The organism is Bacteroides sp. MSSM.1001136sp1_RTP21357st2_D2_RTP21359_211015, from assembly GCF_040913205.1.
GTDB classification, from domain to species: domain Bacteria; phylum Bacteroidota; class Bacteroidia; order Bacteroidales; family Bacteroidaceae; genus Bacteroides; species Bacteroides ovatus.
Window position 1 is genome coordinate 21,849 of sequence record NZ_JBDFVF010000045.1, and the last position, 16,483, is coordinate 38,331.

General features: G+C 41.4%; 8 protein-coding genes and 1 pseudogene. 3 read left to right on the forward strand and 6 right to left on the reverse strand.

All coding sequences use genetic code 11. The features are described from left to right. The 6 genes from AB5217_RS22280 to AB5217_RS22305 all read right to left on the reverse strand — a co-directional run bounded on the left by AB5217_RS22280 (window position 1) and on the right by AB5217_RS22305 (window position 11,843). Window positions 1-1,143, reverse strand: a complete 1,143-nt coding sequence (locus AB5217_RS22280) for a glycerate kinase (RefSeq protein ID WP_368112865.1) — start codon at window positions 1,141-1,143, stop codon at window positions 1-3. 8 nt (window positions 1,144-1,151) lie between these two features. Beyond that, window positions 1,152-3,308, reverse strand: a complete 2,157-nt coding sequence (locus AB5217_RS22285; RefSeq protein WP_118161426.1) for an alpha-N-acetylglucosaminidase — start codon at window positions 3,306-3,308, stop codon at window positions 1,152-1,154. 28 nt (window positions 3,309-3,336) lie between these two features. After that, on the reverse strand, window positions 3,337-4,128 hold the full coding sequence (locus tag AB5217_RS22290) for an endonuclease/exonuclease/phosphatase family protein (RefSeq protein ID WP_004310723.1): 792 nt from the start codon (window positions 4,126-4,128) through the stop codon (window positions 3,337-3,339). A 19-nt stretch (window positions 4,129-4,147) separates the two neighbouring features. Then, window positions 4,148-5,881, reverse strand: a complete 1,734-nt coding sequence (locus AB5217_RS22295; protein ID WP_004310724.1) for a RagB/SusD family nutrient uptake outer membrane protein — start codon at window positions 5,879-5,881, stop codon at window positions 4,148-4,150. A 20-nt stretch (window positions 5,882-5,901) separates the two neighbouring features. Next, on the reverse strand, window positions 5,902-9,321 hold the full coding sequence (locus AB5217_RS22300) for a TonB-dependent receptor (protein WP_032844210.1): 3,420 nt from the start codon (window positions 9,319-9,321) through the stop codon (window positions 5,902-5,904). A gap of 1,505 nt (window positions 9,322-10,826) precedes the next feature. Continuing rightward, window positions 10,827-11,843, reverse strand: coding sequence for a LacI family DNA-binding transcriptional regulator (locus tag AB5217_RS22305; protein WP_004323847.1), 1,017 nt, complete (start codon window positions 11,841-11,843; stop codon window positions 10,827-10,829). Window positions 11,844-11,986: 143 nt separating this feature from the next. Here AB5217_RS22305 and rbsK point away from each other — a divergent pair, with 143 nt between their 5' ends. From rbsK to AB5217_RS22320, 3 genes and pseudogenes are all read left to right on the forward strand, one after another. After that, entirely contained in the window at window positions 11,987-12,901 is a 915-nt protein-coding gene (rbsK, locus tag AB5217_RS22310; RefSeq protein WP_004296454.1) for a ribokinase, read from the forward strand. Between the two features lie 20 nt (window positions 12,902-12,921). Next, entirely contained in the window at window positions 12,922-15,855 is a 2,934-nt protein-coding gene (locus AB5217_RS22315) for a SusC/RagA family TonB-linked outer membrane protein (RefSeq protein WP_368112864.1), read from the forward strand. A 14-nt stretch (window positions 15,856-15,869) separates the two neighbouring features. Then, a pseudogene (locus AB5217_RS22320) lies at window positions 15,870-16,406 on the forward strand (RagB/SusD family nutrient uptake outer membrane protein); the annotation flags it as partial. Window positions 16,407-16,483 lie beyond the last annotated feature (77 nt).

A 16,483-nucleotide genomic window follows, 5' to 3' on the forward strand; every position in this document is an offset into this window, starting at 1 on the left:
TTATTTAGTAAATTGTTTTATGATTCTCACCACCTGTCGCACCGTTCTCTCTATGTTTTCTTTCGTAAACTCCGGTTGCATCGCCTCTTCAAGTGTTACCGGAAAAGGTTGAATAGGCAGTACGGCAGTAAACCCCATCCTATTAAGCGCTTCGGTGGCTTCGACCGCTCCCCCCAACGCTATCACCGGAACCTGACATCTCTCACCGGCACGTAAAATTCCGTCCAACGCCTTTCCCATACCAGTCTGGCGATCCAGTTTCCCCTCTCCGGTCAGTATCAGGTCTGCCTGTCGGACGACCTCCTCGAAACGAAGCGTTTTCAATATAACTTCTATTCCGGATTGCAATTCTGCATTCAAAAACGGAAGCAGGCCGCCTCCCATTCCTCCGGCTGCTCCGGCACCGGGAAGCTGCGATATATCCATATTTGTATATTCCTTTATCACCTGTGCATAATGCCGCAACCCATTGTCCAACTCTATCACTTGCAAACTATTTGCCCCTTTTTGGGGAGCGTATACATAGGCTGCACCCTCTTTTCCAAAAAATGGATTACTAACATCACAGGCGATCGTAAAGTGACTCTCCTTCAATGCCGGATTCAATTGGGAAATATCTATTTGATGGACTTTTATCAGATTTTCGCCGACAGGCTCCAACTCACCGTTTCCGCTATCTAAAAAACGTGCACCTAAAGCCTTTAGCATACCAATTCCCGCATCATTCGTAGCACTTCCGCCGATACCGATAATGAATTCCCGACACCCGCGTTTTAATGCGTCAGCAACCATTTCTCCAACTCCATAAGTCGTAGTCTTCATGGGGTTTCTCCGACTTGAATCGATTAATGGCAGACCGCAGGCCGAGGCCATTTCGATAATAGCCATCGCACCATTGTTTACGATGCCATACGATACTTCAATTGGCTTCATGAATGGATCATGCACCCGACATGACACCGTTTGAGCATGAAGGGCAGAGCATAGAGCTTCTGTAGTCCCTTCGCCGCCATCAGCTATGGGGAAACGTATAATCTGACAGTCGGGTAATTCCTCCTGAATCGCTTTTTCGGCAGCTTTCGCTATCTCGAAAGAACCGACCGAACCTTTAAACGAGTCGAATGCCAATACAATCTTTTTCATAAAAGCTATCACTTATTTGTTTTCTCTATTAAACTCAATGCAGCCTCGACCGGATCATCAAACGGAGTCGTACTGTTACTCCAGGGAGATGTAATCCATTGCTCCTCCCATTCTCGGATTTTATTCCGGTCTTTTGTGAAATAGAGCTGTATACGAGGGATATAGTAGTCTTTAATCAGCCCGCTCCAGAAACGGGCAGCATAATCTTCCTGAATACCACCCCAACTTGTAATCAAGCGTTTGGCATTTGCCTCATAAGCATCTTTTTCCTGAAGAGTTGTTCCGCTATTGCGCGCAAGTTCCACCCATTCTTCTAATCGATATAAAGGATGAGAGGCCAACAGCCTGTCAACGTCCATCAACAAATCAACAGTTTGTTGCAGATTACGTTGCGCTGCGAGAACACGATTCTCCGAATCATCTTTTAGGGCCTGCTTATAAAAATTTTCAGCTTTAGCCGCTACATAATACGAAACAAACTCTATGAGGTCGTTTCTGTATAATTCAGAGCTTTTCAGTTCGTCAGCGCAACTAGCATACAAACGTATAGCCTGCAAGTAATCATCACTAAGGTCGATTTTACTGATCCGCCGTTGATCGGATATTACGGTTTGCCAGGTAAAACGGGGGTATGAATATAAAGAACTATATGCTGTTTTCCGAAAAAGTTTCCAAGCTTCCTCCATGGCATCGGGATATCCTCCATAACGGGCCTCGCAGTATATCTTCATCCAATCGTCCAGGTCGATACTATCTGATGACCATCCCATATCGGCTAACAGTTCGTAAACAACCTCATTGTTTTCGAGTCCTTCAGGGGCAGAACCGAACCCAATCAAGTTACCTTTATTTGCGGCACGTAATGCTTTGACCGAGGAACTAGCATACATGTCCAAGTCTCCTGTCATGGTGTTTTTCCCACCAAAGTTGGGTACATAGCTGAATATCCATTTCTTTCCGTAAAACCCATCATGTACTTTCCATGTTTGCTCGGTGTTCCACACCCATTTCGGATAATCATTGCCCAAATCAATGATAATCATTTTATCATCAGGTACATTGCTTAACAAGGCTTTAAGCGATTCTTTATCCCAGAATGAATGTTGATATCCGAATGTCCATCCCTGTGTAACCCAAACGGCATCCGGGTTTCCGGCTGTAATCGATTTATAAATCGTTTCTCCATACTCGGCCAATAACTTATATTTCGCTTCTTTATCTTCCTTATCGATAGGCAGCTCCATCTCATTAAAACTATCCGAGAGATAATACGTATTTTCTCCAAACTCTTTTTCCCACTCTTCGACAAACAGTTTGCCTATCTCTTCGAAAAAAGGTGAATCCGGTGGCAATACATAGGCGTTGTACTCTTCATCAAAACCACCCCACCGCATGTGCCGGAATTGTGTGTCGGGATGTTTCTGCACAAATCCTTCCGGCACGAAACCTGCAAACGCAGGCGCTATGGGCTGCATACCCAACTCGCGCATACGGGTCAGGATTTGATGCTGCAAAGCGATTTGGTTCTGTTGCCAGGCATCAGATAAGGGACCGTCCCACTTGTTCAGATTGCCCATGCGATGCCAGGGAAGGTGTGCAGGAGCAGTGAAAAACTCACGGATTTCTTCTTTGTTCAATCCCATACGCAGCCATACCCGTTCCGCAATGGCTTCGCTGGCCACGGTAGCCAAGGGCATATTTACACCATAAAGAGCCATCCTGTCAATTTCCTTTTCCCAACGCTCCCAGTCCCAGTAAGGGGTAGTGTAGCCGAATGTACAAACATTAAGGAAATAGCGCAACTCATAAGGGGACACCTGTTCATACAATTCATAATCGGGCCACGGCATCACCGACGTTATGTGTTCACCGCTCCATGTTTTCATACTCTTGCAGGCCTCTTTCATGTACGTATGAAAAGCGTAACAGATAGCAACAGAGCTACTTCCCCTTAGGGTAAGCCGGCCGTCGCTTGCTATCACTTCGAATATATCTTTACCGTCGGATGGTTCGATATATTCAAAGTGGATAGACTGTGCTCTTTCCCCAATCTGACGTTCTATTAACTGTTTGGCGGGGGTGATAATATCCGTCTTAGGCTTGTGGCATGAGCAGAAAAAAAGCGTTGCTGAAATCAGTAAATACTTGATTATTGTATGTATCATAGAAAATCATAAATGTTATAAGTGAGTATCAATATTTTTTCTTCGATGCTTCTTTCACATATTCCAGTTCCGTAATAATCGGTAAATGGTCTGACAAAAGCGACTGAACAGTTTGCGTACTAATCACACGCCATCCTTTTTGCGGGTAAGCAAACAAGTAATCGATCTTAATCACAGGTTTCCATGCCGGCATTCCAAAATCATCGTTGCTTGCAGCAAACCAGCTATCCATACCACGTATTGCCTCGGAGTAATGACGCGCGTTGAAATCACCTCCCAAAATTACAGGATATTTATAATTTTTGAAATGCCCGGTAATAAATTTTATTTGCTCCGCCCGTGTTTCTTGAGAGTTGACGTCCAGATGCGTAGAGGTAAAAACAATGGTATCATTACCCATTTCGAATAATCCCTCCAACATGGCCCGTCTCTCATGCTCTTTGACCGGATGGGGCAACATTATCTTTTGGACAGAAATATATGGATATTTACTTAACATCCCAATACCGTAATAACCGGTAGAATAGTCAATCGTTTTTCCGTAAAGCCCAAACATCCCTGTATGATAGGCAAGTTCGGATATAAAATCCTTCCCCTTCTGATGCGGGGTACGCTTACGGTCTGTTTTGCTATCCACTTCCTGAAGCGCCACAAAATCAGGTTTGAAGGATTTGATGTGATGAGCAAGTTCCTCTAAAGATGCCAGTTCGCCAAATCTTAAATTATAGGTCATTACCCGCACCCGTAGAGTATCTTGCGCATAGGCAACACCCAAAGTCAGGCATAAAAACAATAATAAATATTTCTTCATTGAATACATGGTTTCTATTTTTTAATGATTACTTTTCCCAGCCCGGATTTTGTCCTAACAGAGGATTCTTCTGACGCTCGGGATTAGGCACGGGCCACAAATAATGTTTCGTTGCGTCGAAGTAGCGTGCTCCGCCTTCCGCAGTAGACTTTTCGTAGATAACATCACCAAACTCATCTACTCCGGTATCGGGATATGGGTTAGCGCCCAAATCATTCATACAAACTTTCAGGCTGGGACCGGTGATGGCACGTCCAAAGCGAAGTTCGCCTTCACGCCAGCGCATCACATCGGCGTATCTTGTTCCTTCACCTGCCAACTCAATGCGACGTTCTCTTCTCAATTCGGTTTCGAGGTCCATCCCCCATGCGCTAAGTTCGTCAAGGTTCATACGATGCATATTCACACGATCTCTAAGCCTGTTGATGGAGTAATCAATCTGTGTTTGTGTCAGTTTCTTGCCTTGTAGTTCGAAAGTGGCTTCGGCATAAATCAGCAAGATTTCGGCAAAGCGGATGACATTGAGATTCCCATGTCCCCCCACACTTGAACCGGCCAAATCAATATCGTTATACTTCTTCAGATAGAAACCTGTACGGCTATTTGCCCCCACACGGTTATTATCTTGCAATGAAGCAAAACGAGGCAGATTAAATATCTCGTTGGCCTTATCCGTATCAGGGTCACCGTCATCTCCTCCCGGCCATTTGTCACCCGGAGCATATAAAGTCATCTTCATTCTGGGATCTCTGTTCTGGAAGTAATCTACATAATGCTCTTCAGGCGACTTGTATAACGATGAGGTCTGCACACCGGTCTTTTTATAATATTCCAATCCGGTTTTTGCCGGTTTACCGTCTGTACACAGATAAGCATCCACTAATGACTTCGTTGGATTGAGGCGTATATAGTCTGTCGGACTGCAAGTTTCATTGGGTAGACTTTGTGTACGGATTTCAGGTACAAAAAGGCTATATACGATGGCTTCGATATTTTTCGGATCATTCTCGACATCCCCTTCGTGATGAAATAGTTTTTCGTATTCATACAGGCCATAGGGACTGTTTTCGATGATATATTCACTCGTTTTTGCAGCCAGTTCCCACCTTTCGTTTTGCAAGGCAATACGTGCCAATATGGCTAAAGCGCCCCAACGGTCAAGTCTTCCCAGTTTATCGCCCGTATACCTTTCTTCAGGCATACGCTCCGCCGCCCATTTCAAATCCTCGACGAGCTGGTCGATGACTTTCTCTCTGGGAGTACGTTCGATATATGCATCTTCGGGCTGGATGACTTCTCCTACCCAAGGTACATCACCCCAAAATGTCGTGAGGTAAAAGTACATAAGCGCCCGGATGGTTTTTACTTCCGCGGCATAAACGTCCTTCTTATTTTGAGCTACCTGCGCTTTATTATAGTTGTCCAGAAAATTATTGCAGCGATAAATATAGCTATACGCTCCTGTCCAATAGGTAGTGAAGGGGAAGCCGTCAGTATAAGAGTGCTTGCCTCCCGAAACCTTACTTAGTCCACTAGTAATATTCCCCCACATGACAGTTTCGGCCGTCGATTCACTCCAATTCACGAGATAGTCTTTTTGTAAAGCTTCGTAACAGGGAGGCAAGGCATTTTTAAGCTGATCTTCATTCACCCAGAATGTTACATTGTCCGGCTCGTTAGGGTTCGTTCTATCCAGAAAATCACTACATGAGGTAACTATACCAAAGAAAGCAATGATTAAAAAGTATTTTGAGTATTTCATCTTTATAGTCGTTTAATAGGTTAGAATGTTATTGATAATCCAAAAACATAGGTTTTTACTTGCGGATAGACATCTCCGCTGGTGGTCCTCACTTCAGGGTCATAAGCTCCGAAGTAATCGGTTTTAGTAAACAAGTTATCTGCCGAAGCATATACTCTAAGACTATTAATGCCAAGAGGTGCCACCATCCGGGCAGGAAAACGATAACCTATCTGAATATTCTTCAGGCGCAAGTACGATGCATCCTCTTTCCAGTAATCACTGAAGAGCCTGTTGTGCTCCTGCGACTGATAAAGTCTGGGATAAGAAGCATTTGGATTCATAGGCGTCCATCTGTCAAGATGCTCTTTTTTAGGAATTGAGTAGTCATTGATAAACGCATGTCGAGCCTCATCCTCAAGGTAACCGGCAACTTTGCCTACGCCTTGCAAATAGAAACTGAAATCAATGCCTTTCCATTCCAAACCACCCTTGATTGCATAGGTGTAATGGGGCTCTTTCTCGCCAAACACCACTTTGTCGTAGTCATCAATTACCCCGTCGGGAGCGCCGTCAGGACCACTGATGTCCCGATACTTAATATCTCCGGGCTGTACAATGCCGTTTTGTGACGCAACAAGAGGAAATTTTGGTTTCTGGTACTTACCTGTAGTTGTATTCACTGATTCAAAGTCATACACTTGCGCCAGCCCATCAGTCAGATAACCATAGAAAGCACCTATCGGATCACCGACCCGACGATACGAACCGGAAGCCGTACTGGTCAGCGACTCCGGAGTTCCACCCAAATCGGTAATCTTATTACGAGCGTCCGACAGATTGAACCCGAGATTGTAATTTACATTTCCGATCTTATCACGCCATGACAGATTAAGTTCCCATCCTTTGACATCAATCTTACCAAGATTGACATAACCTACGTTACTACTGGAAACCCCGACAATAGCCGGAACATCGGGACGAACCAATGCATCAATATTTTCTTTCTTATACCAATCAAAGTCCACATTCAGTCTATTGTTCAAAAAACTAAGGTCTACCCCGAAATTAAGCATGCGGATGGTTTCCCACTTGATGTCGGGATTACCGATTTTGTTTTGCCAAAGTCCCATAACAGGTGTATTAGAAGCTCCGATAGGATAAGACTCTTCGGTTATGATAGGTGACAAGTAGGGGTAGTAATTACCGGGAATGTTTTGATTTCCCAACTCACCCCAGGAAGCACGCAGCTTACCCGAGCTCAATACCGAAGTAGCGAACTCCATGAATTTTTCACGTGAGAAGTTCCATCCTGCCGAGAATGATGGAAAATATCCCCAACGATTGCCCTTGGCAAATCTTGAAGTTCCGTCGGCACGCAGGTTAGCTTCAAACAGGTATTTACCGTCAAAAGCATAGTTGACACGACCAAAGTAAGAACGCAAAGCCCACTCGTCTTTTGTTCCGCTATTCATAAAATTAATCATTCCGGCACTAATAACGTGAATATCCTCAACCATCACATTATCACGCGTAGCCCCCAACGTACTTCTATTTTCCCACTCTTGCGAAAATCCCAACAATGCTCCCAACTCGTGGCGTCCTATGGTCTTATTAAAGTTCAGGGTGAATTGCAACGTTTGGGTCATAACGTCAAGATGGCTTTGTGAGATATAGTCCTTGGCATCTTCATTTGCTTTCAACGGGCTACCGTCCGAGTAATAAGACAACATCTTCGGGTTAAACTCATCCACCTGGCGGGTATATATATTAGCAGAGTACTGCATACCTACGTTCAGTCCGTCTATAATTTTGAGATCTGCATTGAAAATACCATTGAGCACACGTGTTTTCCGTTCTTCCATTCCCGACTCATAGGCTACCTGCAAGGGGTTACGTACCGAACCGTACGACCAGTTCTCACTATCTACCATCCGGCCATTCTCATCAGGAATTTGCCACATGACGGGAAGTAACGGAGACATACGCTGTGACAGGCGGAATACTCCTGATGTGCCGCTATAACCTAAGTCCTTTTTATAGAAATCGACATAGCTCATCTGTCCAGTCAGTTTCAGACGATCATACACCTCCGTGTTTACACTGATACGCGCATTATGTCTTTTGGAACTATATCCGTCACCTACAACCAGTCCATCCTGATCCAGGAAACCATACGACATAAAAAATCCGGTTTTCTCGCTTCCACCCCGTGCACTTACATTATGCCCCGTTTGAAAAGCCCGGCTTTTGTATATTTCATCAATCCAGTCAGTATTGGAATATTCGTTGGGATACAGTCCCGAATCATATTTATCGAAAGCCTCTTGTGTATAGGGCTTGGAAAATCCGGCAGCACTCATGGCTTCGTTGGAGAGTTCCATGTATTCCCTTCCGTTAACAAGTTCGGGCAATGCTGTGGGAGTCTGGAATCCGGCATATCCGTTATATTGGAATACTACGCGCTCTTTCTTTTCTCCCTTTTTAGTCGTTACAAGAATAACACCGTTAGCGGCACGTGCTCCATAAATAGCTGATGAGGCGGCATCTTTCAGTACGGATACGCTTTCGATGTCCGAAGGATTCAATAAGTTGATGTCTCCCCCGGCTACTCCATCAATCAAGATCAAAGGTGCTGTACTACTGTTAATAGTTCCCGTACCACGAATGTTGATACTGGGCACAGCACCCGGCTGCCCCGAAGAAGAAACGATACTAACTCCAGGCAACAATCCTTGCAGCCCCGTAGTTACGTTAGTTATAGGCCTGTTCTCAATAGCCTCCGCTTTAACCATAGATACGGCACCTGTTACATTCACTTTCTTTTGCACGCCATAACCTACAACTACTACATCTTCCAGGCTGACAGCATTCTCTTTCATCACTACGTTTACTGTCGTTGCTTTCGCTATGACGCTTTCTTCACGGTAGCCGACGTATGAGTACCGAAGTGTACTTCCATAGGGTACCTTGATGGAATACTGACCATTGATATCGGTGATTGTACCTGTAGTCGAGCCTTTTACCGATACGGTGGCCCCGATGATCGGTTCCGCATTCTCGTCAGTAACTTTACCTTTCACATACAGTTCCTTCTTCTCTCCTTGCGAATCAACAGGTTCAGTTTTATTTTGATATTCTTTATTATAAAATAAAATACTGTCATCCAGGAAACGGAACCCAATGTTAGTCCCTTTTAGCAAAAGAGTTAGTGCTTTGTTTACATCTGTGTCTTTTACCTCCAATGACACTTTCCTACTCGTATCCACAAATTCTTTGCTATAGGCTACATTCATCGATGCCTTCTCTGCTATCTGACTGATAGCCTCTTTAAGAGGAAGCTCTTTGATACTAATCGATATTTTTTGCTGTTGTGCATAAACAAAAGCAGTGACAAATATGCACATTAGGGTTACAATACACCTTCTGCCGGTGGATGAAAAAGGAGAATCTTTTTCCATAATATTAGTCTTTAAAGTTAATAGTTCAATATCTATTAGCTAATACACAAGAGATATTAAAAAGTATTACGGCAAATAAGTTAATGAATATTAATTCGGAAAATATAGGAGAACTTGCCGGAAATCAATCCATACTTGATAAAAAGAAAGAAAACACTTCAAAGGTATCGTTTTTAAAAGAAAATATAAAGGGGGGGATATCGTATTTTCTCATTTAATGCATAAATTAGTGTCTTTACCTGAAAAAGAATGAGCAACATCCACCTCACATATGAGTGATTCCACCAGAACTCGGCTCAGTCTGAAAATTTTAGGGATTTGATTCAGGGCAATCACACCCTTAAAAATAGATTCATTCCCGGTGCAAAAATGAGCTAAATAATCATTTATTTTTAGACATAAGAACAAAAGAACATAAATGCTGCGCTTTGAAGCTTATTTCTGTTGCTTGTTGAACTGCTATTTTATTTTTTGTTCTTATGTTCTTCTGTTTGTATTAAATTCTCATTTAACTAAAAACCGTGCAGTTTAGAACTAATTGTGTTGAAAATTACCAAAGTCCCAATAAAGTTTAGTTCTCCACCTTCACATCCTTCACGGATGGTAATCATCTGTTTGATAGGTGTTTTCTGTGAACAAACAAAGAAAAGTCTTTTCTTCACGCTCTTCACGCCTTCACAATCCCCACAGTTTATACTTTCACAGCCCGTAACCTTCGCATCGACATTGTCAATCTTAGCAAATTGAACAGCTTGTATCTAAGAAGCCGACTAGAGTTGTCCACCTAGTCGACTATTGTTGTCTAATCAGCCTACCATAGTCATCCAGATAGACAACTATAGTCGGCGATTAATAAATAGAAATAAAGTATACGATAAGACGATAGTTTATCAGTAATAAGAAGGATGATTCTTAATATTGTTAATGAATAAAATATATTCATAATTGCATAGAAACGAGTTAAACGTTGCGCTAATGAATGGGTCAAGGGTGAGGGATGGTGAGGGTGGATTTATAACTTTCGTATTTTTTTTATAGATAAAAAAAGAAGATAGTATAGAAAATAATAAAATAAAAGGTTATAAATCTACCCTCACCATCCCTCACCCTTGACCCATATCTTATAATAAAAAGATAACGGGGAATCTTAAAAACTCAATCATCTTTTTCAGATTTACCACAACGTTTCCAGAATACTCCATTATTTTATTCAAAACAGTGCAGGAATGAATCAATTTTTAGGGATGTGATTGCCCTGAATCAAATCCCCCCAATCCCCAAGAATTACAACTAAGCCCAGAACTCTTGATACTTATAAATTCATATAGTTGGTGTCAAAAGGCAATGGTGTCAAGTACGCCTGACAATGGAAATGGAAGCAACGGAGAAGGTGGAAACGAAGGTGGTGGTGAAGCACCGGATCCGGCAGCATAAGAAACGGTATTAATATGTAAAAAATCGGGCTTGACATTGTTCAAGCCCGATTTTTTCTATTATCTAAAATACTACTTTCTATCAGTTAACACCTTTATCGAATCCCGTTTTATAATATTAGGTTTCAAAAGAATCTCCGAATGTAGTTCAGTTTCTTCCAAAATCTTCTGCATCAACATTTTTACAGCAATAATGCCAATATTCTCCAGTGATTGTGCAATACGAGTTATAGGAGGATTTAGATAGTCCAGATATAAGTTATCATCAAACGAAATGATAGACATATCTTGAGGAATTCTCACTTTATGCTCATTTAATGCTTTGACGGCTCCCAAAAGAATTGTACTACTTAACGCAAATATAGCAGTAGGTTTTGTAGTAGAGTTCAGAGCCAACTTAGTCTCAATATAACCATTCTGAATCGAGAACTCATTTCCTCTTATCATTGCGTTATCTTGATAACCAGCTTCGCGAAGCGCATCAAGATACCCGCGCACACGTTCCTTAGTCGTTATAGAAATATCCGGCCCCTGAATACAGAGAATCTTACTATGCCCCGATTCTAATAATAATTTCGTTGCCTGATAAGCTCCTACATAATTATCAGTAGCTACGTATGGCAAATTATGCTTCTCAAAATAGCGGTCAATTAGCACAATCGGAGTTTTAGTACTAATCTCCTCGAGTTTAGAAGGGTTTTCACCGGTTGGAACCAAAATAATCCCATCTATTTTACGCGATAGAAGCGAATCAATAGCTTTATTTTCCTGAACAGGATCTTCGAGGGTATCGATAAGCATGACAGTATAATTATAACGTTGTGCTTCACGGATGACAACACTTGCTATATTGGCAAAAAAAGGATTATCTATGTGTGGTACAAGAAGACCTATAGTATATGTCGTGTTGTTGCGCAAACTTTGCGCAACTATATCAGGCTGATAGTCCAATTCTTTAACGGACTGCAAAATAACCTCCTTAGCAGACTGGCTTATTCTATATTTCTCCGATTTCCCATTTAAGACCCTAGAAATCGTAGAGATAGAGTACCCAGTTTTCTTTGATACATCAATCAGAGTTTTCTTCATTACTGGTCGTTTTTTGCAAAAATAACATTTTATTTGAGAAAAAAGCAAGAAAAATATTTTGTTTTGAAAAAAATTTCTATATTTGCACAAACGATTGCGCATCGTTTACGATTCAATTCGCCTTAATACTTAATACTCATTATATGGACACAAAGAAGAAAATCGTAGTGATAGGTAGTAGTAATACGGACATGGTTATCAAATCAGACCGTCTACCAAAACCAGGAGAAACAATTCTGGGAGGAAACTTCTTAATGAATCATGGCGGCAAAGGAGCTAACCAAGCCGTAGCTGCTGCAAGACTAGGAGGAGATGTCACTTTCATATGTAAAATAGGAAATGACATTTTTGGAAATGAAACCTTGGAAATGTTTCACAAAGAAAAGATCGACACTACTTATGTAGGAATTACCCCGCAGGAACCATCAGGAGTAGCTCTTATCAATGTCGACAAAAAAGGGGAAAACTGTATTGTTGTTGCTTCCGGAGCCAACGGGACTTTATCTATTGATGACATACAAAATGCAGAACCTGCCATCAAACAGGCATCCATCGTCATTATGCAGTTGGAAACTCCAATCGAGAGTGTCACTTATGCAGCCAAAATGGCTAAAAAAGATGGAATTACCGTTATATTAAATCCCGCCCCTGCCCCTACCCAACAACTGCCTGACGATTTATTAGCCAATGTCGACATTCTTATTCCTAATGTCACAGAGGCTGAAATCATCTCGGGAATGCACATTACAGATGATGAATCGGCAAAAGAAGCGATTCGTTATATTAGTTCGAAAGGCATAAAAACTGTCATTATTACGATGGGAGCCAAAGGAGCTCTCGCCTATGAAAACAATGAGTTTATCCACATTCCAGCCTTCAAGGTAGAAGCAGTAGACACAACCGCTGCCGGAGATACATTCTGCGGCGGATTGTGCGTAGCTCTGTCTGAGGGCAAAAATCTAAAAGATGCAATTATATTTGCAAGTAAAGCCTCTTCTATTTCTGTTACCAGAATGGGAGCACAAGTATCTATACCTTTGAGAAAAGAAATACAATAATCATCCTTAATTCTGTTATTATGATAAAACAATGTTCAATCCACGGTCTATTGACAAGTATGTTGTTAATAGTATTTTCTTTGATGAGCAATGATGCTATTGCTCAGAAGGCAATAAGAGGTACAGTCCTCGATGAAGCAAATGAACCCATTATCGGTGCCAGTGTCCTTGTTAAAGGTACAACAAATGGTTCTATTACAGGAGTTGATGGAACCTTCAATGTAAAAGCGAATCCTTCTGATGTATTGGTTATATCTTATGTAGGTTATGCAACTGTTGAACAACAAGTAGGAAATCAGACACAGCTTGTAATACACCTGCGCGAAGACTCGAAAGTGCTTAATGACGTTGTAGTAATCGGCTACGGCTCTACCACAAAGAAAGAGCTTACAGGATCGGTTACCAGCATGAAGAAAGATGACCTCAATCCCGGAACATTCACCAATGCTATGGGAATGTTGCAAGGAAAAGTGGCAGGATTACAAATTATCAACCCGAACGGTGCTGATCCGACAGCCAAATATGAAGTATTACTTCGCGGAACAAACACACTTTCCGCAGGCCAAGGTCCATTAATTATTATTGATGGGGTGGCAGGTGCAGATATCAGAAATATCAACTTCCAGGAAGTGGAATCTATAGACGTATTAAAAGATGGTTCGGCAGCTGCTATTTATGGAACAAGAGGTACGAATGGAGTAATCATCGTCACAACTAAACGTGCAAGAAGTGGCAAAACGGAAGTTTCTTATGATAGGCAACTCACCGTGGGAGCCGTTTCACGCAGAGCAAAACCTTTATCGGCAAGCGAATACAAATCTGTTATCAAGGAGTATCGCCCAGAATTGGAAAGTTATATCTTTGACAGTGATACCGATTGGTTTAAAGAAATTACACAAACTCCGTTCAGCCATAAGCACAACTTGTCTATATCCGGAGGTTCCGAGAAGTTCTCACATCACACTTCTTTCAATTATGAAAAGAGCGATGGTTTGCAAAAGCATAATAGTTCCGAGAAGCTAATGGCACGTACCAATATTCGTCAGTCGTTATTAGACAAATGGGTCGATTTGGATTATAACCTGAATATCATTCATCGCAAATACAGTCCTTCCTCTACAAGTGCTTTTATGCAGGCATTTACCCATAATCCAACAGAGCCTGTTTATGACGACAGCGATCCGGATGCCGGAGGATATAGCCGTATCAAAGCAATGGAATATTACAATCCGGTAGCGATCATTAACGAAAGGAACATGGAAAGTAAGAATGATAATTATGGTGCAAATATTCGTGCTACTCTAAACATATTGCCTATAAAAGGATTAAAATGGGAGAATTTTGTTTCATACGACAAAGAACAATATGAAACACGTGAATATTACACACATTATTATCCTAGTTTAATAGGAACAAACGGGCAAGCCTATATTGAAAACTATCAGGAAAACGATACACAATATGAGTCTACTTTAAATTACTCGAATATTTTCGGAAAACATTCTATTCAGGCATTACTCGGATATACATACCAGTATACTTATAGCACATCTGCATCCATGACTAATTCCGGTTTCGACTTCGATGACAACCAGACTCATAACATCGGGACAGGAACAAATCTTACTGAAGGCAAAGCCAGTATGTCATCCAATAAAGAAGATAATACATATATCGGATTCTTCGGACGTTTCATGTACAACTACGATGATAAATATCTTTTGTCTGCTTCATTACGTCGTGATGGTTCCAGCCGTTTCGGTGACAATAATAAGTGGGGATGGTTCCCGGCTGTCAGCGTAGGTTGGCGTATAAATAAAGAGAAATTCCTCTCGAATGTCAAATGGATCGATGATTTAAAATTGAGAGCCGGATACGGAGTTACCGGTAACCAAGATTTCTCAAACTACAAATCTTTGATGATGATGACTACAGCCGGTAAATTCTATTACAATGGCCAATGGATTAATACTTATCAACCTGCAAGTAATGCAAATCCGGATCTAAAATGGGAGAAAAAAGCAGAGTTCAACGTTGGTGTTGATATGACAATGTTTGATAACCGCCTTTCATTCACTTTCGATTATTACAAACGGACTACTTCTAACTTGTTGTATGACTATATCGTACCGACTCCTCCTTATGTGTATAATACCCTGTTTACGAATGTTGGAAAAGTAACTAACGAAGGAGTTGAATTAACAATATCCGGTACACCTTTTAACACTAGAGACTTTACATGGAACACCTCACTTACCGTTTCGCACAATAAAAACAAATTGGTGAAATTCACTAATGATGAATTCACTAACGGAACGTACAAAGTGGGATGGTCTACAAGTGCAGCCTGCTACACTCAACGTCTGATAGAAGGACAGTCATTGGGTACTTTCTATGGTCCTATATGGTTAGGAACTGATACAGATGGAAAAGATGTATTGTTAGGACAAAATGCAGACGGTTCCGTACCGGAAGAACAATGGGAAAAAATTGGCTGTGCTTATCCGGATGCCACTCTTAGCTGGAGTAATACCTTCAGATATAAGAAATTCGACTTGAGTTTCTCACTGCGTGCATCTATCGGCGGAGAAATTCTGAACAACTATGCGATGGAATATGAAAATCTAAGCAGCATCGGACTTAGAAATATCTCATCAAACTGGTTATCTCAAACGAATTTCACAAGTACGACCTATAAATATTCCTCCAAATACATAGAGGATGCTTCTTATTTAAAACTGGATAATGTAACCTTTGGATATACCTGGGATTTCACATCTAAAATGATAAAAAGACTAAGATTGTCTCTTACTGCACAGAATGTATTCTGCATCACCGGTTATTCTGGTGTCGACCCAGAAGTCGCCCTTTCCGGACTGGAACCCGGTATGGAAAGTTTGAGTTATTATCCTCGTACAACAGAATTTACTTTTGGAGTTAATATAGTATTCTAAAAAACAAGATTACCATGAAAAAGACAAATATAATATTAAGTTTCGTTATCTGTATATTATTATACGGATGTACCGATCTTAGCGAAACTGTTTACACAGGAGTAGCGATGAATGACTTCTTTAAAAACGAGAAGGAACTGGTAGCCAATGCAGGTAGGGCATATACGAAATTACAAGGATACAATTCCGAACAAAGTTTATGGACACTACTTTTACAAGCTTCTGATGAATGTGCTGTTCCCGCTTGTGGTGGTTCCTGGTACAGTAATGGACGTTATGAAGAAATCCAGACGAATAAAATTCCACCTGCAAATAAATTATTAACAAGGGGCTGGAACTGGATATTTAATGGTATTGCTGCATGTAATGAAATTATTTACGAAACGGAATTATCACCTATCCAGTTTGAAGGAAAAGAGAAGATTATAGCTGAAATGAAAATACTGCGTGCTTTCTACTATTATCAGGCCATTTCTTGTTGGGGAAACGTACCTTTCACAACTGACTACACGGAAACCGGATACCCGGAACAAAAAAGTCGTGAATATATTTCAATAGTTCGTTAAAAATTCGCCACGCCTAAGCGGCTCTGGCAGTAAATAAAATGAGTTCTTTGAAAAGTTTGTCA

Excerpts from the sequence above, each read along its gene's own strand:
- AB5217_RS22280 (WP_368112865.1), bottom strand. The coding sequence starts at position 1,143 with ATGAAAAAGATTGTATTGGCATTCGACTCGTTTAAAGGTTCGGTCGGT.
- AB5217_RS22285 (WP_118161426.1), bottom strand. The coding sequence starts at position 3,308 with ATGATACATACAATAATCAAGTATTTACTGATTTCAGCAACGCTTTTT.
- rbsK (WP_004296454.1), top strand. The coding sequence starts at position 11,987 with ATGGACACAAAGAAGAAAATCGTAGTGATAGGTAGTAGTAATACGGAC.
- AB5217_RS22295 (WP_004310724.1), bottom strand. The coding sequence starts at position 5,881 with ATGAAATACTCAAAATACTTTTTAATCATTGCTTTCTTTGGTATAGTT.
- AB5217_RS22305 (WP_004323847.1), bottom strand. The coding sequence starts at position 11,843 with ATGAAGAAAACTCTGATTGATGTATCAAAGAAAACTGGGTACTCTATC.
- AB5217_RS22290 (WP_004310723.1), bottom strand. The coding sequence starts at position 4,128 with ATGTATTCAATGAAGAAATATTTATTATTGTTTTTATGCCTGACTTTG.
- AB5217_RS22300 (WP_032844210.1), bottom strand. The coding sequence starts at position 9,321 with ATGGAAAAAGATTCTCCTTTTTCATCCACCGGCAGAAGGTGTATTGTA.
- AB5217_RS22315 (WP_368112864.1), top strand. The coding sequence starts at position 12,922 with ATGATAAAACAATGTTCAATCCACGGTCTATTGACAAGTATGTTGTTA.